The following is a 22,110-nucleotide window of genomic DNA, read 5'->3' as shown; positions in this document are numbered from 1 at the left end:
CGATGCGGGCGGCGGCTGGAAAGCCGCCGCCCGATCCTCCGTCGTCAGCAGGTCGAGCCGGACTGCAGGCCGCAGGTCCAACCCTGGTACCAGGTGTCGGCGGCGTTGCGGACGGCGCCGATGTAGGTCACGGCCTGGAACCAGCTGTAGATCGCCGGGGCGTTGGCCGGGGTCACGCCGGTTTCGTTGGCGCCGTTGATGAAGGCCAGGCTCTGGGCCGTCAGGGTGGCGCCGGCCGGAGCCGTCATGGTCGAGGTGCCGGCGGCGGTGTTGCCGACGTTGGTGGCGCTGATGAACACAGCCTCGGTCGCCGCGGCGTTGACGTTCGAGTCGTTCTCGTACGGACGCGAGCAGGCGAAGTAGACCGAGCGGAACACCGGGTTGTTGGCGACCGTCTGGGCGTCATCGATGTCGAGGCAGGCCGCGGCCGAGGTCGACGGGTTGGTGACGACCGAGTTGATCACGGTCGGCTGGGTGCCGGTGTTCAGCGTCAGCAGGGCGTCGGCGGCCACGGCGGCGTTACGGCCGACGATGGTGAAGTTCGACACCTTCGGCTGGGCGTAGAAGGCGGTGCCCGACGGGGCGGCCGACCATTCGAAGCCGCGGCTGCCGTTGGTCACGGCGGTCGCGCGCTGGGTCACGATGCCGAACTGGGCGCCGCCGCGCCAGCCGGTGTCGGTGTCCAGACCGTCGTCGTCGGCGCCGTTGATGACGATGTAGCGCAGGTTGACGGTGCCGCCGAAGATTTCGATGCCGTCGTCCGAGCTGTTGTAGGCCTGGACGTACTCGACGGTGGTGCCCGAGCCGACGCCGGCCAGGGTCAGGGCCTGGAGCTCGTTGTTCGGCGAGATTTCGAAGCCCGAGTACTTGATCTGCACATAGCGCAGACGGCCCGAGTTATCCGAGGTGTTGTTGCCGCCGTAGTTGGCGCTGGTGCCTTCGATCTGACCGACGCAGGCGATGTTCGGCGCGGTCACGCCGACCGGGCAGACCGCCGTCGGCGCGCGGCCGGCGATCACGACGCCGCCCCACTGGCCCTGCGAGTTCTCGGTGGTGGTGCCGTCGATGTTGGCGCGGCTGGTGAAGACGATCGGGTTGGTCGCGGTGCCTTCGGCGAAGATCTGCGAGCCGCGGTTGACCAGCAGGTAGTCCGAGCCGCCCGAACCGTAGATGCGGACGCCCGGCTCGATGGTCAGGATGCCCTGCTGCGAACCGGCGACCGGAGCGGCCGGATCAGCGCCGCGGTCGGTGCCGACTTCGGTGCGGCCCGAGATGGCGTAGACGGTGCCGGCGCGCAGCGGAACGGTCAGGTTGCCGGTGATGGTGGTCGGCAGCTGGCAGGCGCGCAGGGTGCCGCCGGCGACGAGGCCGACGTTGGCGAAACCGGTCGGGCAGTCGGTGGCCGGGGTGCCGGGGGTGACGGGCGGGGTCGTCGGACCCGTGCCGCCGCCGGTGCCGCCGCCGAAATCACCCTCGCCCGGCGAAGCGACTTCAGCGGACCCGCAGGCCGCCAGGGTCAGGGCGCTGGCCGACAGGGCCAGCAGCGTGGTCAGTTTGAAGCCGTTCATCGTTTTCACCGTGTCTGGTCCGTAGGAACTCACGGCAGGTGAGACCGCACGCCCATGCGTCCGATCTGACGAAGCTTCGCCCCCGCCCTGCCCTGTCCGTGGTTAGGGGCCGGATATGACAGCGGGGCCGCCGTAACGTGACGGTTCCGGCGCGCTTCCATGAAGTTGTCGTCTCGGGTCGATGAAACACCCTCCCGACACGGCGCAATCGTCACAAAGCGCCGATCGTCCGGACCCTTGCGGCGACTGGACGCGACGCCTATCGCAGGGGCGCGACGGCAGGAGAGGCGGTTCGTGAGCAGTGTCATTGTCACAGTCGCCTTCGGTCTGGCCGGAGCCTTCGTCGGCCCGATCCTTGCCCTGACCAGCACGCGCCTGCCGGAGGCGGAGCCCGAACCGAAGACCCGGGCGCGCCTCAGACTCATCGGCTTCATCCTAGGGGCGATCGCCATCGGTCTGTGGGGGGGCGCCTCACGGGAGCTCGTGTCCGCCGTCTTGCTGACGGCGGTGCTGGGCTGGATGCTGCTGCTGATCGCCGTGGTGGACGCCGAGCATTTCTGGCTGCCGGACCAGCTCACCCTGCCCCTGGCCGCCGCGGGGCTCGGCGCCGCCATCCTGCCGGGCGGGACCGGACTTCTGCACGCCGTCATCGGCGCGGCGGCGGGGTTCGCGGGGCTGTGGCTGCTCGCCTTCGCCTACAGGAAGCTGCGCGGGCGCGACGGCCTCGGCGGGGGCGACCCCTTCCTGCTGGCCGCGGGCGGCGCCTGGGTCGGCTGGATCGGCCTGCCGTCGGTCCTGCTGTGGGCCGCCGCCTCCGGGCTCAGCCTGGTCGTCGCCCGCGCTATCCTGCGCAAGCCGTTGGCCGGCGACGATCGGCTTCCGTTCGGGGTCTTCCTCGCCATCGGCGTCTGGATGACCTGGCAGTTCGGCCCCGTGGGCCTGTGGCGCTAGGCTGATCCGATGAGTCGGAGTGACACCATGGGACAGGCGGACGGCTGGCGGTTCTGGATCGACCGCGGCGGCACCTTCACCGATGTGGTCGCCCGCGCGCCGGACGGCGCCCTGGCCACCCGAAAGCTGTTGTCGGTAAACCCGGAGCAATACGCCGACGCCGCCGTCGAGGGCGTGCGCCGGGTGCTGGACGCCGCGCCCGGCCCCCTGCCCGCCGGCCTGGTCGACGCCGTCCGCATGGGCACCACCGTCGCCACCAACGCCCTGCTGGAGCGCAAGGGCGAGCCGACAGTTCTGGCCATCACCCGCGGCTTCGGCGACGCCCTGCGCATCGGCTGGCAGAGCCGCCCCGAGTTGTTCGCCCGCCACATCCGCCTGAACGACCAGCTCTATGATCGGGTGGTCGAGATCGACGAGCGGGTCCGGGCCGACGGGGCTGTGGACAGGCCTGTGGATATCGAGGGGACAAGGCGGGGATTACGGGCCGCGCGCGAGGCCGGATTCCGGTCCGTCGCCATCGCTCTGGTCCACGGCTGGCGCTTCACCGATCACGAACGTCAGGTGGCCGAAATCGCCCGCGAGCTGGGCTTTGAGCAGATCTCGGTCAGCCATGAGGTCGGGGCCCTGATCAAGCTGGTCGGGCGCGGCGACACCACCGTGGCCGACGCCTATCTGTCGCCGATCCTGCGCGCCTATGTGGACAAGGTCGGCGGCGAGCTGGGCGAGGCCACTCCGCTTCTGTTCATGCAGTCGAACGGCGGGCTGACGGCCGCGGGCGCCTTCCGGGGCAAGGACGCCATCCTGTCCGGCCCGGCGGGCGGCGTGGTCGGCATGGCCGAGACCGCGAAGGCGGCCGGCTTCGACCGCGTCATCGGCTTCGACATGGGCGGAACCTCCACCGACGTGTCCCATTTCGCCGGAGAGTATGAGCGTACCTCGGACGCCGTGGTCGCGGGCGTGCGGCTGCGCGCGCCCATGTTGTCGATCCATACGGTGGCGGCGGGCGGCGGCTCGATCTGCCGGTTCGACGGCGCCCGGCTGCGGGTCGGCCCCGAGTCCGCCGGCGCCGTGCCGGGCCCTCGCGCCTATCGCCGTGGCGGCCCGCTGACGGTGACGGATTGCAACGTGCTGCTGGGCAAGCTGAAGCCGGAGTTCTTTCCCGCCGTCTTCGGGCCGGGCGCCGACCAATCCCTGGACGCCGACGCCGTCCGGGCCGGTTTCGCCGAACTGGCGGCCGAGGTCGAGGCCGCGACCGGCCGCCCAACCGCGCCGGAAGCCCTGGCCGAGGGCTTCGTCACCATCGCCGTCCAGAACATGGCCGAGGCGATCAAGTCGATCTCGATCCAGCGCGGGTATGACGTGACCCGCTATGCGCTCAACTGCTTCGGCGGCGCGGGCGGGCAGCACGCCTGTCTGGTGGCGGACGCGCTCGGCATGACCACGGTGATGCTGCACCCGTTCGCGGGCGTGCTGTCCGCCTACGGCATGGGGCTGGCGGAGGTGCGGGCCATCCGGCAGGCGACGGCGGCGATCCCGCTGGAGGCCGGAGCCGACGCCGACATGGCCGCCCGGGTCACGGCGCTGGGCGAACAGGCGCACGCCGAGCTGACCGCTCAGGGCTTCGCGGACGACCGCATCGCCATGACGGCGCGGGCCGAGATCAAGTTCGCCGGCTCGGACACGCCCCTGACCGTGCCCTTCGGCCCGGCGGATCAGATGACCGCCGCCTTCGAGGCCCTGCACCGCCGCCGCTTCGGCTTCTTCGCCGAGGGCAAGGCGCTGGTCGTCGAGACGCTGGAGGCCGAGGCCGTCGGCCTGTCCGGCCAGACGGCCGAAGTCGGCGGCGACCTTTCGCCCCGAACGCCGGACATCGTCACGCGCGCCGTCGTCTGGATGACCGGCGCGAGACACGACACGCCCGTCTATCGCCGCGACGCCTTCGGCCCCGGCGCGGCCGTCAACGGCCCGGCGGTCATCCTGGAAGACACCGGCACCACCGTGGTCGAGCCGGGCTGGCGCGCGGAAGCGGACGCGGGGCTGAACCTGATCCTCAAACGGGTCGTCCCCCTGCCCGCCCGCACCGCCATCGGCACCCACGCCGATCCGATCCTGCTGGAGGTGTTCAACAGCCGCTTCATGGCCGCCGCCGAACAGATGGGTGAGGCGCTGCGGGCCACAGCCTATTCGGTGAACATCAAGGAACGGCTCGACTTCTCCTGCGCCGTTTTCGACGCCGGGGGCGCCCTGATCGCCAACGCACCGCACATCCCGGTGCACCTGGGCTCGATGGGCGAGAGCATCCGCACGGTGATCGCCTCGCGCGGCGACGCCCGCGACGGGCGCGGCATGAAGCGCGGCGACGTCTACATGCTGAACGCGCCGTACAACGGCGGGACGCACCTGCCGGACATCACCGTCATCACCCCGGTCTTCCTGGAGGCCGACGACCGTCCCGCCTTCTTCGTCGCCGCGCGCGGGCATCATGCGGACGTGGGCGGCATCACCCCCGGCTCCATGCCGCCGACCTCGAGGACGGTCGAGGACGAGGGCGTGCTGATCGACGACTTCCTGCTGGTCGACGCCGGGACGCTGAGGGACGCCGAGACCCGCGCCCTGTTCGCCTCGGGCCGCCATCCGTCGCGCAACGTCGATCAGAACATGGCCGACCTGAAGGCCCAGGTCGCCTCCTGCGCCCGTGGGGCCGACGAACTGATCCGGATGGTCGGGGAGTTCGGACGCCCGGTCGTGGCCGCCTACATGGGCCATATCCAGGACAATGCCGAGGAAGCCGTCCGCCGCGCCATCGCCGCCCTGAAGCCCGGGTCCTTCGAACTGGAGATGGATGACGGCGCGATCATCCGTGTACGGATTGACGTAAACACGGAGGCCCGCACCGCCGTCGTGGACTTCACCGGGACCAGCGAGCAGCGGCCCAACAACTTCAACGCCCCGCTGTCGATCACCCGGGCGGCCACCCTCTATGTCTTCCGGACGCTGGTGGACGACGCCATCCCGCTGAACGAGGGCTGTCTGAAACCGGTGACCCTGATCGTGCCCGAGGGGTCAATGCTCAACCCCCGCTATCCCGCCGCCGTGGTGGCCGGGAATGTCGAGACCAGCCAGGCCGTGGTCGACACGCTGTACGGCGCCCTGGGCGTGCTGGCGGCCAGCCAGGGGACGATGAACAACTTCACCTTCGGCGACGCGACCCGGCAGTATTACGAGACCATCGCCGGCGGCTCGGGCGCCGGACCGGACTTCGACGGCACGGCGGCGGTGCAGACGCACATGACCAACAGCCGCCTGACCGACCCGGAGGTGCTGGAGACCCGCTTCCCGGTGCTGCTGGAGGAATTCTCGATCCGCCGGGGTTCGGGCGGCGCGGGCGCGCACCGGGGCGGCGACGGCGCCGTGCGGCGGGTGCGGTTCCTGGACCCCCTGACCGCCGCCATCCTGTCCAACCACCGCCGCACCCCGCCCTTCGGCGCGGCCGGCGGCGAACCGGGCGCGGTCGGCGTCAACCGGATCGAGCGGGTCGACGGGACCATCGAGCCGCTGGGCTCCACAGCGGAAGTGCAGATGGCCGTCGGCGACGTGTTCGTCATCGAGACGCCGGGCGGCGGCGGGTTCGGGAAGAGCTAGGGCTTTCGCGGGATCGCGAACCGCGCAACTGTCCGCACCGGGACGGAGGGCAGGACTTCATGCTGGTGCTTCTGGGGATCGCGGTGGTGGTCGCGGGCTTTGTCGCCCGGATCAATCCGCTGCTGGTGATACTGGTCGCCGCCGTGGTGACCGGCGTGCTGGCGGCGGTCGGGCCGGGCATTGACGCCCGCGGCCTGTTCGACGCGGGCGTGGCGACGCTGACTCGGTTCGGGGACGCCTTCAACGACAACCGGTATTTCCACATCACCTGGCTGATCCTGCCGGTCATCGGCGTGCTGGAGCGGGCCGGCCTGCAGGAGCAGGCGCGGCAGATGATCGCCAACGTCCGCGCCGCCTCGGCCGGACGGCTGTTGCTGGTCTATCTGTTCGTGCGGCAGGCCACCTCGGCGCTGGGCCTGACCTCGCTGGGCGGGCACCCCCAGATGGTGCGCCCGCTGGTGGCCCCCATGGCCGAGGGCGCGGCCGAGGCCGGGCATGGCCCCCTGCCCGACAAGGTCCGCTTCCGCATTCGCGGCATGAGCGCCGCCACCGACAACATCGGCCTGTTCTTCGGCGAGGACATCTTCATCGCCATCGGCTCCATCGTCCTTATGGTCGGCTTCCTTGAGCAGGCGGGACTGAAGGTCGAGGCCCTGCACATCTCCCTGTGGGCCATCCCGACCGCCATCGCCGCCTTCATCGTCCACGGCGTGCGTCTGTGGCTGTTCGACCGGACGCTGAAGCGGGACCTCGCCGCGCCCGTGTCGGGACAGGAGGCGGCCCGATGATCACCCTGCAGCACGCCTACATCGTCACCGGCCTGATGTTCCTGGCCTTCGCCGTCTTCACGGCCATGGATCGCGTCCATCCGACCCGCATCCGCAGCACCCTGTTCTGGGGCCTGATCGCCACCTCCCTGCTGTTCGGCGACCTGCTCGGCGGACTGGGCAACGGCCTGCTCGTCGTGGCGCTGGTCATCATCGGCGCGGTCGGGAAGATGGGCGTCGGACAGCCCGCGACGACCACCGTCGACGAACGGCGCGAGGCGGCGGCCCGCCGGGGCAACGCCCTGTTCGTGCCCGCCCTGATCATCCCGCTGGTCGCCGTCGGCGGCACCCTGCTGGCCAAGCATACGGCGGCGGGGGCCTGGCTGATCTCGGACAAGCAGACGACGCTGATCGCGCTCGGCCTCGGCTGCGTCATCGCCCTGTTCGCGGCCATGGCCTGGTTCCGGCCGCCCGCCCTCGCCCCCCTGCAGGAGGGTCGCCGCCTGATGGACTCCATCGGCTGGGCCAGCCTGCTGCCCCAGATGCTGGCCTCGCTCGGCGCGGTCTTCCTGGCGGCGGACGTGGGCGGGGTAGTCGGCCAGTTGGTCAGCCAGACTGTGCCCCTGACCACGCCCCTGCTGGCGGTGATCGCCTACTGTCTGGGCATGGCCCTGTTCACCGTCATCATGGGCAACGCCTTCGCCGCCTTCCCGGTCATGACCGCCGCCATCGGCCTGCCGATCGTGGTGCACCAGTTCGACGGCAACCCGGCCATCGTCTGCGCCATCGGCATGCTGGCCGGGTTCTGCGGGACGCTGATGACCCCCATGGCGGCCAACTTCAACGTGGTGCCCGCCAACCTGCTGGAGCTGCCCGACCGCAACGCGGCCCTGAACGGCGTGATCCGCGCCCAGATCCCCACCGCCCTGATCATGCTGGTGGTCAATATCGGCCTGATGTACGCCCTCGCCTTCCGCTTCTGAGTGCTCCGATGACGCAGACTCTCGACGCCGCCACAGCCTCGCGCTTCGCCAACGCCGCCCTGGGCCACGTCACGCGCGAGTATCCGAACAAGCTGGATCACGTGATGACCGGTCGGCGCGACGTGAAGGGGCCGCGCGAACTGCACCCGATCTTCTTCGGCAGCTTCGACTGGCACTCCTGCGTGCACGGCTGGTGGACACTGTTCACCCTGCTGCGGCTGTATCCGGACAACCCCGAGGCGCCGCGCATCTGGGCCCTGGCCAATGAGCTGTTCACCCCGGAGAACGTCGCCGCCGAGGTCGCCTATCTGGAACAGCCGTCCAGCCGGGGCTTCGAACGCCCCTACGGCTGGGGCTGGCTGCTGATGCTGGCGGCCGAGATGGACCGGCACGACAGCGAGGACGGCCGCCGCCGCGCCGCCATCCTGCGGCCGCTGGCGCGCACTTTCGCCGACCGCTTCCACGCCTTCCTGCCGCTGGCGGCCTATCCTGTGCGGGTCGGGACCCACTACAACACCGCCTTCGCCCTGCGGCTGACGCTGGACTGGGCCGAGACCAATGACCCGGTCCTCGCAGCCCTGTGTCGCGACAAGGCCATCGCCTGGCATTCCGGGGATCGCGACTGTCAGGCGTGGGAGCCGTCGCAGGACGAGTTCCTGTCGCCCGCCCTGATGGAAGCCGCCCTGATGCGGCGCGTCCTTCACCCGCACGACTTCCAGGACTGGTTCAACGGCTTCCTGCCGCGCATCGGGTCGAAGAAGCCGGCCACCCTGTTCGCGCCGGCCAGCGTCAGCGACCGCTCGGACGGCAAGATCGCCCATCTGGACGGGCTGAACCTGAGCCGCGCCTGGTGCTGGCGCGAGATCGCCTCGGCCCTGCCGGAGGGCGACATCCGGGCCGCCATCGCCCGCAAGGCGGCGGCGACCCATCTGGACGCCGCCCTGCCCCACGTCACCGGCGACTATATGGGCGAGCACTGGCTGGCCAGTTTCGCCCTTCTGGCCCTGCTGGCGGACTAGAGCCAGTCGTCCTGCGGCATCGGGCCGTGCAGGTCGTCGGCCTGCAGCAGATGCAGCCCGTGCGGCCCCATCACCACCAGCGGATCGATCGCGGCCGACGGCCCGTCCCCGCGCGCCCAGACCGGGCCCGGGCCGGACACGATGTCGAACTCATCGATCAGCCCCGGCAGCACCTGCGGACCGTCCTGTCCCTTGGGCAGGGCCACGAAGTCGTCCCCGGACGGCGGCAGCACCAGCGGATCTGCCTCGGAGGCCGCTCCGGACAGGGCCAACGGCTGGGTCTCGAAGGCCGGAGCCGACTTGGTCGAGAGCGCCGGCGCGGGCGTCAGCCCCAGCTCCGACAGGGTCACGGTCGTGCCGTCGCGGAACCGGACCTTCTCCACCCCGATCAGGATGTCGACGCCGTCATTGCCGTCCGCCGCCGCGTCATTGTCGGTGATGCGGTAGCCCTCGGCGGTGGCGACGATGGTGTAGGTCGAGCGCAGGCCCGCGAACAGGGCGATGTCGTCGCCCAGCCCGCCGTTCAGGGTGTCGTTCCCGCCCGCGCCCCTCAGCAGGTCATCGCCGCCGGCGCCGGTAATCACATTCGCCGCGCCGTTGCCGGTTCCCGAGAAGGCGGCCGCGCCGGTGTAGGTCAGGTTCTCCAGATTGGCGCCCAGCGTCCAGGCCGTCAGGGCCGTCTCGACGGTGTCGGTCCCTTCGTTGGCCAGTTCGACCACCGAGTCACTGGCCACCGAGACGATGTACCGGTCATCTCCGGCCCCGCCCTGCAGGGTGTTCGCTTGCCCCTCGCCGCCGATCAGGACGTCATTGCCGCTGAGGCCCAGCAGGGTGTCCCGCCCGGCCCCGCCGACGAGGGTGTTGGCCAGCGCATCGCCCACCAGGGTGTCGTCGAACCCGGTGCCGATGACCCGCTCGATCCCCGTCAGGGTGTCGGCCCCGCCCTCGCCGTCGTTCTGGGTGACATTGCCGTTCAGCTTGACGGTCACGGCCCCGCCGACGGCGCTGTAGTCGACCGTGTCGAAGCCCGCGCCGCCGTTGAAGGTGTCGTTCCCCAGTCCGGCGATGAAGGTGTCGTTGCCGCCGCCGCCGGTGATGACGTTGTTGGCGGCGTTGCCGACGCCCGTGAAGGCCGCCGCGCCGGTGTAGGTGACGTTCTCCAGCCCGTCGGCCAGTGTCCAGCTGGTCAGGGTCGTCTCGATCGTGTCGGTCCCCTGTCCGGCCAGCTCGATGATCTGGTCGCCGAGGCTGTCGATCACATAGCGGTCGTCGCCCAGCCCGCCGGTCAGGATGTCGTCCCCCGCCCCGCCGTTCAGGACGTCATTGCCGGCCTCGCCGTTCAGGGTGTCGACGCCCGCGCCCCCGATCAGGGTGTCGTTGGCCGCGCCGCCCCACAGGATGTCGTCGCCGCCCGCGCCGTCCAGCTGGTCGTTCGACGCCCCGCCCCGGATCACGTTCGCCGTGGCGTTGCCCACCGCATAGAAGACGCCGGTTCCGGTGAAGACCAGGTTCTCGACGTTGGCCGCCAGCACATAGCTGTACAGGGTGGTCTCGACGGTATCGTTCCCCTCGCCCGCCGCCTCGATGATGGTGTCGCTGGCGGTGACGATATAGCGGTCGTCGCCCAGCCCCCCCTGCAGGGTGTTGGCCGCGCCGGAGCCGCCGATCAGGGTGTCATCCCCGGCCAGCCCCAGAAGGGTGTCCGCCCCGGCGCCGCCGGTCAGCACATTGGCCGAGGTGTTGCCGAAGATGACGTCGTTGAACGACGATCCCAGCGCATCCTCGAAGCCCGAGAAGGTGTCCGTCCCGCCGTCGCCGTCATTGGTGGTGCGGTTGACGTCCATGCGGATAACCGTCGCCGCGGCCGCCAGGCTGTAATCCAGCAGATCGCGCCCGCTTCCGCCGGCCAGCACATCGACGCCCGCTCCGCCCCGGATGACGTCATCGCCGTCGCCGCCCGTCAGGGTGTCGGCCCCCGCGCCGCCGGTCAGCAGGTCATTGGCCGCGCCGCCGGTGATCGCATTGTCCAGGCCGTTGCCGACGCCGGTGAAGGCGCCGGTTCCGGTGAAGACCAGGTTCTCGACATTGGCGCCCAGGGTGAAGGTCGTCAGCGTCGTCTCGACCGTGTCCGTCCCCTCGCCCGCCAGTTCGACGATCGAGTCCGAGGTCGTGACGATGTAGCGGTCATTGCCCGCCCCGCCCTGCAGCTGGTTGGCGACGCCGTCGCCACCGATCAGGACGTCATCGCCCCCGAGGCCCAGCAGGGTGTCGCGCCCCAGCCCGCCGCGCAGGACGTTGGCGCCCGCACTCCCGAACAGGGTGTCGTTGAAGGCCGACCCGTCGACGTCCTCGATCGAGGACAGGGTGTCGCTGCCGCCGTCTCCGTCATTGGTCGTCCGGTTCAGGTCCAGCCGCACCGTGACCGCCGCCGCGGCGGCCGAATAGTCCACGCGGTCCACGCCCGCGCCGCCGTTCAGGATGTCGAGGCCGACGCCGCCGACCAGCACATCGGCGCCGTCGTCGCCGTTCAGCGTGTCCGCTCCGGCGCCGCCGATCAGGGTGTCCGACCCGGCCGCCCCGCTCAGCACATCGCCGGAGGCGCCGCCGGTGATCCGGTTGTCCGACGCATTGCCCGTGCCCGTGAAGGCGCCGACGCCGACGAACTCCAGGTCCTCGACCCACGCGCCCAGGGTCCAGGTCCCGAAGGTCGATCGGACCGTGTCGTGGCCCTCGCCGTCGGACTCCTCGACCACATCCCCCGCGTTGTCGACGTAGTAGATGTCGTCGCCGTGCGAGCCCCGCAGAAGGTCCGCCCCCAGACCACCGTCCAGGATATCGTTGAAGGTCGCGAAGCCCTGGATCAGGTTGTTCTGGGCGTTGCCGATCAGGTGGAAGGCCCGGAAGGTCGCGACGTAGAGGGTCTCCACGAAGTCCGGCAGGGTGTAGACGTCGCCGACGTCGCCTTCGAGGTAGACCGTGTCGGTCCCTTCGCCGTCCAGTTCGATGACCACGTCGCCGGCGTCCGTGACGCTGTAGACGTCGGCCCCGTCGCCCCCGATCATGGTGTCGGATCCGTCGCCGCCCGCCAGCAGGTCCGCGCCGTAGCTGCCGGTCAGGACGTTGTCCTGCGCGTTGCCGATGCCGGTGAACCGACCGCCCGAGTAGTCGCCGGCGTAGGTCAGGTCCTCCAGCGTATCGCCGAGGATGTATTGTTGGAGGGTGGTGATGACGAGGTCCGTACCCTCGCCCGCCAGTTCGATGACCTGATCGGTCTCGTCCTCGACCAGATAGGTGTCGTTCCCGGTTCCGCCGCGCATGACGTCGGCGCCCCAGCCGCCGGCCAGCACATCATCACCCGCGCCGCCGGTCAGGTCGTCGTCCCCGTCGCCGCCCGACATCAGGTTGTCGGCGTCGTTGCCGACCCCGGTGAAGTCGTCCGTCCCCATGTAGAACAGGGCCTCGACATGGGCCGTCAGGGTGTAGCTGGTCAGGGTCGTCTGCAGCCCGTCGAAGCCCTCATCCACCAGCTCGACCACCTGATCGTTTGCGTCGTCGACCATGTACAAGTCGTCGCCGTCCCCGCCGGTCATGACGTCAGCCCCGGCGTCGCCGCTGAGCAGGTCGTGTCCGGCGCCGCCGTTCAGGATGTCGTCCCCGGCCCCGCCCGACAGCAGGTCGTCGCCGTCCAGCCCCTCGAGGGTGTCGTCGCCGTCGAGGGCGTAGATCTCGTTGTCCGAGGCGTTTCCGGTCCCTGTGAAGTTCCCGGTCCCCGAGAAATAGAGATCCTCCAGATCGGCCTGCAGGGTGTAGGTCGACAGGGTGGTGTCCACCGCATCGCGGCCGCCCGCCTCGATGATCTCGTCGTCCGCGTCATCGATGAAGTACAGGTCGTCGCCCAGGCCGCCGTCCAGCACATCAGCGCCCGCGCCGCCGTTCAGCCAGTCGTCGCCTTCCAGCCCCGTCAGGGTGTCGTCGCCCGCGCCGCCGTTCAGGTCGTTGTCGCCGTCGTTGCCCGTGCCGGTGAAATTCCCCGTGCCGACGAAGGTCAGCACCTCGACGTCGTCGGGCAGGACATAGGTGTTAAGCGTCGTCTCGATCGTATCCCAGCCGAAGGCGTCGCTGATCACGTCGCCGACGTTGTCGACCACATAGGTGTCGTCGCCCCAGCCGCCGTCCATCTGGTCGGCCCCCGCGGCGCCGTCCAGCCGGTCGTCGCCGTCACCGCCGGTCAGGGTGTTGTCCGCGCCATTGCCCGTTCCGTCGAAATCGCCGGCGCCGATGAAGACCAGCGCCTCGATGTCGGTCCCCGCGAGGCTGTAGGCGCCCAGGGTCGTCCAGATCGCGTCGTCGCCCTCCCCGGCATGCTCCTGGATGACGTCCAGCAGGTCATCGATCACATAGACGTCATCGCCAAGCCCGCCGATCAGCAGGTCCGCGCCGTAACCGCCGTCCAGAGTGTCGTTGCCGCCGCCGCCGATGATCAGGTTTTCCGAGGCGTTGCCGATCCCCTCGAAGTCGCCGGAACCGACGAAGATCAGGGCCTCGACGTTTGGGAACAGGGTGAAGGAGGACACCGCGGTGGTGACGGTGTCGTAGCCCTCGTCGTCCTCTTCGTAGAGGATGTCGTCCTCGCTGCTGACCACATACATGTCGTCGCCCAGGCCGCCGATCAGGACGTTGGAGCCCAGCCCCCCGTACAGGGTGTCCGCGCCGCCGTAGCCGCGCAGGGTGTCGTCGTCGTCCGCCCCGCGGATGACGTTGGCGATGGCGTTGCCGTAGCCCGCGAAGGGCCCGGTCCCCATGAAGGTCAGGTTGTCGACATTGTCCGCGAGCACGTAGAGCGCGGTGGTCGCGTAGACGAGGTCCGTTCCCTCGTCCTCCACCTCGACGATCACGTCGGAGGCGCTGTCGACCCAGTAGCTGTCGTCGCCCAGTCCGCCGATAAGGGTGTCGGCGCCGCCGTGGCCGTCCAGGGTGTCGTTGGAGTCGCCCCCCTCCAGTTCGTTGGCGTTGGCGTCGCCGTCGAAATACACCGGTCCCGCGCCCGCCGCCGCGCGAACATTCTCGACCCCGCTGGACCAGATGGAGAAGTCCAGTCCGGTGATGACCGTGTCCGTCCCGCCGGTGTCGATCACCTGGTCGTCGGCGTCATCCAGATAGTAGGTGTCGTCCCCCAGACCGCCCCGCAGGATGTCCGCGCCGGCGCCGCCGTCCAGACTGTCCGCGGCCGAACCGCCGGTGATCTCGTTGTCCAGGCCGTTGCCGGTCAGCGTGGCGCCGCCGGTCCCGGTCCACACCAGGTTTTCCAGATGGTCGCCGAGCGTCCATCCGCTGACCGAGGTCCGGACGGTGTCGGTCCCTTCGCCGTCCAGTTCGACCGTCTGGTCGTTCAGGTCATCGACCAGATAGGTGTCGTCGCCCAGACCACCGGTCAGCACGTCCGCGCCGCCGGCGCCGTTCAGGGTGTCGTTCCCCTCGCCGCCGGTGATGGCATTGCCCAGGGCGTTTCCGGTGCCGGTGAAATTGGCCGCGCCCGTATAGGTCAGGTTCTCGACATGGGCCCTGAGGGTCAGGGCGGCGACATCGGTCAGGACCCGATCCGTCCCCTCGTCGGCGTATTCGATATAGCTGTCGCCCGCATTGGAGACGACATAGGTGTCATCGCCCGTCCCGCCGATCAGGGTGTTGGCCGCGCCCGCGCCGCCATACAGGGTGTCATTGCCCCCGTTGCCGATCAGGGTGTCGGCGCCGGAGCCGCCGCGAATGATGTTGTCCAGACCGTTGCCGCTGCCGATGAAGGCGCCCGTCCCGGTGTAGGTCAGGTGCTCGACGTTGGCGCGCTGGTTGAAGGCGCCCAGCGCGGTCTCGACGGTGTCGATCCCTTCGCCCGCGTTCTCGACAATGGTGTCGCCGCTGTTGGAGACGACGTAGGTGTCGTCGCCGGCCCCGCCGAACATCTCGTCCGCCGTGCCCGCCCCGCCGGCCAGCCGGTCGTTCCCGCCCAGCCCCAGCAGGGTGTCGTGGCCCGAGCCGCCGGTGATCACGTCATCAAAGGCCGTGCCCTGCAGGGTGCCGCTACCGCTGATCACGGTGCCCGCGACACCGTTGATGGTCAGATGCAGCGTCGCGGTGTCTGACTGCCCCTCTCCGTCCGTCACCGTGTAGGTGAAGGTCTCGATGTAGGTCTGGCCCTGCGTCAGGACGGCCGTCCCGGCGCCCGCGACATAGGTGTAGCTGCCGTCGGCGTGGATGGTGATCGAACCCCAGGTCCCGGCCACCGGCTGGCCGACATTCGCGCCCTGTCCGGCCACCGCCGAGACGACCACCGATCCACCCGAGGCCGACACGATGTCGTTGGCCAGCAGACCCTGCGCCGCATCGACCGCCAGCGTCGCTTCCTCATCCAGCGCCCCGACGTCGTCGATTGCGTTGGTGACGGCGGCGAAGACGATGTTCACGGTCTGCTCGGCGGTCGTCGTCTCGCCGTCCGAGACCACATAGCGGAACGAGGCGGGACCGAAATAATCGGGGTCCGGGGTGAAGGTCCACGCGCCCGTCGCCGGGTCGATGACCACCGTGCCGTGCTCCGCCGAGCCGGCCACCAGCGCATAGCTGAGCATGTCGCCGTCAGAGTCCGTCGCCGTCGCCAGCGTCCCGCTCAGCGGGGCCCCGGCGTCCCCGCCGGCGCCGCCCTCGGTCCCCGCCGTCGGGGCGTCGTTGACCGGCGACGGCTGGCCGATGGTCCAGGCGGCGATCATCGCGTCCAGCGCGGAAATCTGCGCGGGGGTCAGCCCCGCCAGATCCACCGCCTGCGCCTGATTGTAGATCAGCAGGTTGTCGAACTGGTTGATCCCGTCCGGGAAGGCCGGGCCGCCGTCGTACTTCAGCGCCACGCCGAGCCAGAAGTAGGCGTCCTCCGCAGAGAAGGCGACGCCCTCGGCCATCAGATAGCGGCGGCCGACCGTGTACATGGCGTCGGCGTTGCCCATCTTCGCCGCCTCGAGATAGCCCTCGACGGCGCGGGCGTGGTCCTGCGGCGCGCCGTAGCCGAGGTCATCCAGGATGGCCAGGCGATAGACGGCGGTGGAGTTGGCGGGGTGCAGGTCCAGCATCAGCCGGGCCATGGCGGGATCGCGCGGCACCCCGTCTCCGGCCAGATACATGTCCGCCAGCAGCAGGGCGGCCTCCGGCACCGTCGCCGCCGCCAGCCCCAGATACTGGGCGGCCAGCTGGATGTCCCGCGTCACGTGCACGCCGGAATGCAGCCAGGTCCCGTAGTGATAGGCCGCGTTGGTGTCGCCCGCGTCGGCCAGCAGGATGGTGTAGCGGTAGAAGCCCTGCGGATCGCCGGCCAGCAGGTAGTCATCCACCACCTGCTGGAAGGTGGGCAGCACCGGGTCATCGCCATCGGCGTGCACATTCAGGGTGATGGTCGCCGGCGCGCTGTCGAGTTGGCCGTCGCTGACGATGTACTGGAAGCTGGCGGCGCCGGTGTAGCCCGCGTCCGGCGTGAAGATGTACCGGCCGCTGTCGGGATCGATGGTGACCGTGCCGTGCTGCGCCGAGCCGTCGACGATCCGGTAGGTCAGATGCTCCTCGTCGATGTCCGTTCCACCGAAGACGGTGTAGGCGAACGGCTGATCGTGGGCGATCTCCATGGTGACGTCGACGACCGAGGCGACCGGCGCGTCGTTGATCGGCCCGACGAAGACCACGACCGTCTTCTCTGTCGAGGTGTTGGTCCCGTCGGTCACCGTGTAGCGGAAGGTGGCCGCGCCCACGAAGTCGGTCGGACCGTAGAAGTCGGCATTGGGCGTGAAGGTGAAGGCGCCCGTCGCCGGGTCGATGGTCACCGTGCCGTTACGCGCCGAGCCGGACACCAGCTGGAAGGACGCCAGACCGGGATCAATGCCGGCGGCGACGGCCAGGGTCCCCGTCGCGTCCTGGTCTTCCAGCCCGTAGAAAACCTGCTGCCCCAGATGGGTGGCTCCGGTCGGGACCGCGGGCGTCTGGGTCCGGACGGTGATGTTGGCGATGTCGAGGAAGCCCGTCGGTCCCTCGTCGGACTCGTCCGAGACCATCACCAGATGCAGGGTCGCGTCGACGCCCGACAGGGTCTCGGCCAGGTCCAGCGGCTGGTAGCGGTCGGCCCAGTCCCCCTGCGTCGAGATCGCGTTTCCGGCGTAGGTCCAGTCCGCCGGATCATCGCTCAGTTGCACGGTCAGCGTCTGCCACTCGTCCGTCAGGCCCGCCGCCAGATCGTTCGCGGTATTGGCCCAGTTGGTGACCTGCAGGCCGACGTAGTAGTTCCGCAGGATGCCTTCCTCGGGGATGTAGCTGCACACCCAGACCATCAGGCGTCCGCCGTTCGACTCGAAGTCGGTGCCCTTGATGGTGATCTCGAACTCGGCGTCCGCGAGGTTCAGGATGCCGGCCGAGCCCACGGTCGGGATCGAGAGGTGAGCCAGCAGGAACAGCGAGCCGATCCCGTCGATATGGTTGGAATCGACGTTGCCCGGCGCGTGGAAGCGGGTGAAGGCGGTGACGGAACCGCCGGGGTCCTGCACCACGGACGGCGCGAACCACGACGTCCAGGCGCCGGGGCCGGTCGAGAAATCCCAGGAATATTCGTAGGTGGGCGCAGGCATGGGGTCCCCGACCGCGCTGAAAGCGCGGCTCTCCTCCAGTGAGGACGCCACTCGTCCTCAGGTAAACAAATGAGCACGGTTCGGCGGCATTTGCGACCTGAGAATCGCACGGAACGAAACACGCATAGGTTCGAAATTATTGTTTTCCTTGCACAACCAGCAAGAAGGTAACACTGTTCTTTCCGAGGCGGGGGATCGGTAAATGTTAAAATCGTTGCGTTGTTTCCGTAAGGGTCATCTGTTTGTCGACAGCCGCAGCGCGCCCGGCACGCAGGTCTGCGTCCGCTGCCGTCATCGCAAACCGTTCGAAGGCCTCGCGCTCGTCGGCCTGGACTCGTCGCAGAACGCCGACGGCGGCCTGAACGGCTCACTGCACGGTTAGAACAGCTCGTCCCAGCCCGCCTGCGGCAGCACCAGCGGCAGGTCGCCCGTCTTGTCCCCGCCGAAGAACATCTCGGGCGCCGGGCTCGGCGGCGTCAGGGTCACGACGGATCCATCCCCGAAACGCAGTTGCTCGATCCCGTACAGGGTGTCGACGCCGTCCCGCCCGGCGATGGTGTCGGTCACGGTCACAAAGCCCGCGCCGTAGGCGATCTGGTAGTCGGCCGCGACGCCGGACAGGACGGCGATGTCCGTCCCCCCGCCGCCGGTCAGCACGTCGTCCCCGCCCGCGCCCCTCAGCACATCATTGCCCGCCCCGCCGGTCAGGGCGTTGGCGAGGGCGTTGCCCGTGCCGGTGAAGTTGGCGCCGCCGGTGTGGATCAGGTTCTCGACATGGGCGCCGAGGGCGAAGGCGGACAGTCCGGTCTCGACCGTGTCGGTCCCCTGCCCGGCTTCCTCATACACCGTGTCGCCGACGGCCTGGACGACGTACCGGTCGTCGCCGAGCCCGCCCTGAAGCGTATTGGCCGCCCCGGTCCCGCCGATCAGGATGTCGTCGCCCGCGAACCCGAGCAGGGTGTCGGCCCCCGCCCCGCCGTCGAGGGTGTTGGCGACCGCGCTGCCGACCAGGACATCGCTGTAGGCCGAACCGATGACGCCCTCGAACCCCTGAACCACATCGGCGCCGCCGTCCCCGTCGTTGACGGCGACCTGGCCGGCCAGGTGCACGAACACCCCGCCCGCCGAGGACGCGTAGTCGACGGTGTCGAACCCGGCTCCGCCGATCAGGGTGTCGTTGCCCTGCCCTCCGCCGATCACATCGTCGCCCCCGAAGGCCTCGATGATGTCGTCTCCCCCCATCCCGTACAGCCGGTAATGGGCCAGCGGCCCGTTGTCGGCCCGGATCAGGTTGGCCGAGGCGTTACCGATCCCGGTCCGCCCGGAATAGGGGCCGCCGACGAAGATCAGGTCCTCGATATTGGCGTGCAGGGCGATGTAGCCGACGCTCGCCATGACCACGTCATGTCCTTGCCCCGCCGCCTCGACCAGGGTGTCGCCCGTCGCGGTCACATAATAGGTGTCGTTCCCCGCGCCGCCGACGAGGGTGTTCGCCGCGCCGGAGCCGCCGTATAGGCTGTCGTCACCGCCCTCGCCGACGAGCGTGTCCGCGCCCGCGCCTCCGGTGATGATGTTCGCCAGGCCGTTGCCGATGCCGATGAAAACGGCGTCGCCGCCCGCGGTCAGGTTCTCGAAATTGTCCCGCAGCCGGTAGGCGCCGATATGGGCGAAGACCGTGTCCACGCCCTCGCCGGCCGCCTCCAGCAGGGTGTCTCCCGCGCTCCGCACCAGATAGGTGTCGTCCCCCAGCCCGCCCTGCAGGGTGTTCGAGCCCGCCCCGCCGTCGAGGATGTCGTTCCCGCCCAGCCCGATCAGATAGTCGGCCCCGTCCCCGCCCTCCAGCCGGTTGGCAGAGGCCTCGCCGATCAGCACGTCGTTGAAGATGCCGCCGGTCAGGTTCTCGATGCCGGTCAGGGTGTCGACCGCGCCGTAGCCGTTGTTGACCACGACCCCGTCATTCAGGTTGACCACCACTGTCTGGGTCGCGCCGCTGTAGTCGGCGGTGTCGGTCCCCGCGCCGCCGTCCAGCAGGTTCGAGCCCGCGCCGCCGCCCAGCCGGTCGTCACCCGCATCCCCGAACAGCTGGTCGTTCGCCGACCCTGTCATCAGCCAGTCGTTCTGAGTCCCCCCGTGGGCGAGCACCGCATTGGCCGTCGCCCGGGTGTCGAGGACGTCGTTCCCGGCGCCGCCGTCGAAATCGATCAGCCCGGTCAGGGTCGTGCCGCTGAGGTCTGAAACGGTCAGCCGGTCGGCGTCCCGCTCGTCCCAGTAGGAGTTGCCGCCGGGCCCGTACTGTCGCGGTTCATAGGCGGGCGTCGGGGTGAAGCGGAAGACGATGGTCTCGACGCTGCGCAGGGTCGCCGTGTTCAGCTCATAGGTGATCGGGGTCAGCCGCGAGTCCGTGATCCCGTAGCCCCAGGTGAAGACCGCATCCCCTCCGGTCCCCGCGCCGAGCGTGAAGCCGACCGGGGTGCGGTACTCCCAGTAATCCTGCCCCTGGATATAGCGCCCGTAGGTGATGTTCAGGCCCGCGGTCAGCTCGAAGCGGTCCGCCCCGTCACCCCCGTCGATGAGCGGCGAGCCCGGCCGGTCGCCCCCGTATCCGCCGAAATCCAGCAGGAAGCGATCCGCGCCGCCCAGCCCGTTCAGCTGATCATTGCCGCCGCGCCCGTCGATGACGTCATCGCCCGCGGAGCCGGTAATCGTCTCGGCGCCGGTCGAGCCCGTGTAGGTCGGCATGGCGGTCCTCCCTGTCGGACGACGGCCGTCTCCCGCGGCCGATCACGTCCGGAGGCGCATTGAACACCCGCCTGTCGACAGCGCAAGCCTCGGTATCCACTCTGATTTTCAACCATGCATAGAACGACGTTCTGCGCGGAGGTCGATCAGGACGTCCCTAGACCAGTCGGCTCTGCACCAGCGCCGCGGCGATGAAGCCGGCGAACAGGGGGTGCGGCGCGAACGGGCGGCTCTTCAGTTCGGGGTGGTACTGGACGCCGATGAACCACGGATGGTCCGGACGCTCGACGGTCTCGGGCAGGACGCCGTCCGGCGACAGACCGGCGAAGACCAGCCCGCCCTTCTCCTCGATGGCGTCGCGGTAGTTGATGTTGACCTCGTAGCGATGGCGGTGCCGCTCGCTGATCGAGGTCGAGCCGTACAGCTCCGCGATCTTCGAGCCGGCCTTGAGCGTCGAGTCATAGGCGCCCAGACGCATGGTGCCGCCCAGATCGCCGCCCTGCTGGCGCAGGACCCGCTGGTTGCCCTGCGTCCATTCGGTCATCAGGCCGACGACCGGCTCGCTGGTCGGGCCGAACTCGGTCGAGGACGCCTTGGGGAAGCCGGCCAGGTTCCGCGCCGCCTCGATCACCGCCATCTGCATGCCGAAGCAGATGCCGAAATACGGGATGCGGTTCTCGCGGGCGAAGCGGGCCGCCTCGATCTTGCCTTCCGAGCCGCGCTCGCCGAAGCCGCCGGGCACCAGGATGGCGTGGGCGTTCTGCAGGCGCGCGTTGCAGGCGTCGCGATCACCCTCGAAGGTCTCGGCCTCCACCCAGTCGATGTTGACCTTGACCCGGTTGGCCACGCCGCCGTGGTGCAGGGCCTCGATCAGGGATTTGTAGGCGTCCTTCAGGACCGTGTACTTGCCGACCACGGCAACGGTGACCTCGCCGTCCGGGTTCAGGCGGCGGTCGACGATGTCGGTCCAGCGCGACAGGTCCGGCTCCGGCGCATCGGCGATGCCGAAGTGGGCCAGGACTTCGCCGTCCAGCCCCTCGCGGTGGTAGTCGAGCGGCACGGCGTAGATGTCCGCCGAGTCCATCGCCTGGATCACGCCGCTTTCGCGGACGTTGCAGAACAGGCCGATCTTGCGCTTCTCGTCCGCCGGGATCGGCTGTTCGCAGCGGCAGAGCAGGATGTCCGGCTGGATGCCGATGGAGCGCAGCTCCTTCACCGAGTGCTGGGTCGGCTTGGTCTTCATCTCCCCGGCCGTCTTGATGAACGGCAGCAGGGTCAGGTGGACGAAGCAGGACTGGCCGCGCGGCAGGTCCTGCCCCAGCTGGCGGATGGCCTCGAAGAACGGCAGCCCCTCGATGTCGCCGACGGTGCCGCCGATTTCGACCAGCACGAAGTCCACGTCCTCGCCGTCGTCGGTCAGGGCCTGGCTCAGGCAGAAGGATTTGATCTGGTCGGTAACGTGCGGGATCACCTGCACCGTCGCGCCCAGATAGTCGCCCCGACGCTCCTTCTCGAGGATGGTCGAATAGATGCGACCGGTGGTGATGTTGTCCGACTTGGCGGCCGAGACGCCGGTGAAGCGCTCGTAGTGGCCCAGGTCGAGGTCGGTCTCGGCGCCGTCGTCGGTCACGAAGACCTCGCCGTGCTGATACGGGCTCATCGTGCCCGGATCGACGTTCAGATAGGGGTCGAGCTTACGAAGGCGAACCTTGTAGCCGCGCGCTTGCAGAAGCGCGCCGAGAGCGGCGGAAGCGAGGCCTTTTCCCAATGAGGAAACCACGCCGCCAGTGATG

The 22,110-nt window shown here is 69.5% G+C and carries 10 protein-coding genes; 6 read left to right on the top strand and 4 right to left on the bottom strand.

Features of this window, described 5'->3' with window-relative positions:
- Positions 1–44: 44 nt before the first annotated feature.
- Positions 45–1,568 carry a hypothetical protein gene (locus VGE03_RS05360; protein ID WP_331045441.1) on the bottom strand — a complete coding sequence of 508 codons (1,524 nt, stop codon included), beginning with the start codon at positions 1,566–1,568 and terminating at the stop codon, positions 45–47.
- Positions 1,569–1,862: 294 nt separating this feature from the next.
- Between VGE03_RS05360 and VGE03_RS05355 the strand changes: the two genes are divergently transcribed.
- The 5 genes from VGE03_RS05355 to VGE03_RS05335 are packed head-to-tail and all read left to right on the top strand — an operon-like array spanning position 1,863 to position 8,930.
- Positions 1,863–2,519 (top strand): A24 family peptidase, encoded by a 657-nt coding sequence (locus VGE03_RS05355; RefSeq protein WP_331045440.1) that lies wholly within the window; start codon positions 1,863–1,865, stop codon positions 2,517–2,519.
- Between the two features lie 27 nt (positions 2,520–2,546).
- Positions 2,547–6,161, top strand: coding sequence for a hydantoinase B/oxoprolinase family protein (locus VGE03_RS05350; protein WP_331045439.1), 3,615 nt, complete (start codon positions 2,547–2,549; stop codon positions 6,159–6,161).
- A gap of 59 nt (positions 6,162–6,220) precedes the next feature.
- A complete protein-coding gene (locus VGE03_RS05345; RefSeq protein ID WP_331045438.1) occupies positions 6,221–6,949 on the top strand; it encodes a DUF969 domain-containing protein in 729 nt (242 codons plus the stop codon).
- A complete protein-coding gene (locus VGE03_RS05340; protein WP_331045437.1) occupies positions 6,946–7,911 on the top strand; it encodes a DUF979 domain-containing protein in 966 nt (321 codons plus the stop codon). The genes VGE03_RS05345 and VGE03_RS05340 overlap by 4 nt, the downstream gene beginning before the upstream one ends.
- Before the next feature lie 8 nt (positions 7,912–7,919).
- Positions 7,920–8,930 carry a DUF2891 domain-containing protein gene (locus VGE03_RS05335; protein WP_331045436.1) on the top strand — a complete coding sequence of 337 codons (1,011 nt, stop codon included), beginning with the start codon at positions 7,920–7,922 and terminating at the stop codon, positions 8,928–8,930.
- Here VGE03_RS05335 and VGE03_RS05330 read toward each other — a convergent pair.
- Positions 8,927–17,578: a tandem-95 repeat protein gene (locus VGE03_RS05330; RefSeq protein WP_331045435.1), complete on the bottom strand. Its 8,652-nt coding sequence runs from the start codon at positions 17,576–17,578 to the stop codon at positions 8,927–8,929. The genes VGE03_RS05335 and VGE03_RS05330 overlap by 4 nt on opposite strands.
- Positions 17,579–17,780: 202 nt before the next feature.
- Here VGE03_RS05330 and VGE03_RS05325 point away from each other — a divergent pair, with 202 nt between their 5' ends.
- Positions 17,781–17,960 carry a hypothetical protein gene (locus tag VGE03_RS05325; RefSeq protein ID WP_331045434.1) on the top strand — a complete coding sequence of 60 codons (180 nt, stop codon included), beginning with the start codon at positions 17,781–17,783 and terminating at the stop codon, positions 17,958–17,960.
- Here the strand turns inward: VGE03_RS05325 and VGE03_RS05320 are convergent.
- Together VGE03_RS05320 and VGE03_RS05315 are read right to left on the bottom strand one after the other, a co-directional pair.
- Positions 17,957–20,317, bottom strand: coding sequence for a calcium-binding protein (locus VGE03_RS05320; RefSeq protein ID WP_331045433.1), 2,361 nt, complete (start codon positions 20,315–20,317; stop codon positions 17,957–17,959). The genes VGE03_RS05325 and VGE03_RS05320 overlap by 4 nt on opposite strands.
- A gap of 157 nt (positions 20,318–20,474) precedes the next feature.
- Positions 20,475–22,109: a CTP synthase gene (locus tag VGE03_RS05315; RefSeq protein ID WP_331045432.1), complete on the bottom strand. Its 1,635-nt coding sequence runs from the start codon at positions 22,107–22,109 to the stop codon at positions 20,475–20,477.
- Between the last annotated feature and the right edge of the window lies 1 nt (position 22,110).

The organism is Brevundimonas sp. (assembly GCF_036400995.1).
GTDB lineage: Bacteria > Pseudomonadota > Alphaproteobacteria > Caulobacterales > Caulobacteraceae > Brevundimonas.
The sequence above is the reverse complement of the archived record's forward strand: the minus strand, read 5'-3'. Positions and strand labels throughout refer to the sequence as shown.

Coding starts and splice junctions, on each gene's coding strand:
- VGE03_RS05335 (WP_331045436.1), top strand. CDS start 7,920: ATGACGCAGACTCTCGACGCCGCCACAGCCTCGCGCTTCGCCAACGCC.
- VGE03_RS05325 (WP_331045434.1), top strand. CDS start 17,781: ATGTTAAAATCGTTGCGTTGTTTCCGTAAGGGTCATCTGTTTGTCGAC.
- VGE03_RS05320 (WP_331045433.1), bottom strand. CDS start 20,317: ATGCCGACCTACACGGGCTCGACCGGCGCCGAGACGATTACCGGCTCC.
- VGE03_RS05360 (WP_331045441.1), bottom strand. CDS start 1,568: ATGAACGGCTTCAAACTGACCACGCTGCTGGCCCTGTCGGCCAGCGCC.
- VGE03_RS05345 (WP_331045438.1), top strand. CDS start 6,221: ATGCTGGTGCTTCTGGGGATCGCGGTGGTGGTCGCGGGCTTTGTCGCC.
- VGE03_RS05340 (WP_331045437.1), top strand. CDS start 6,946: ATGATCACCCTGCAGCACGCCTACATCGTCACCGGCCTGATGTTCCTG.
- VGE03_RS05350 (WP_331045439.1), top strand. CDS start 2,547: ATGGGACAGGCGGACGGCTGGCGGTTCTGGATCGACCGCGGCGGCACC.
- VGE03_RS05330 (WP_331045435.1), bottom strand. CDS start 17,578: ATGCCTGCGCCCACCTACGAATATTCCTGGGATTTCTCGACCGGCCCC.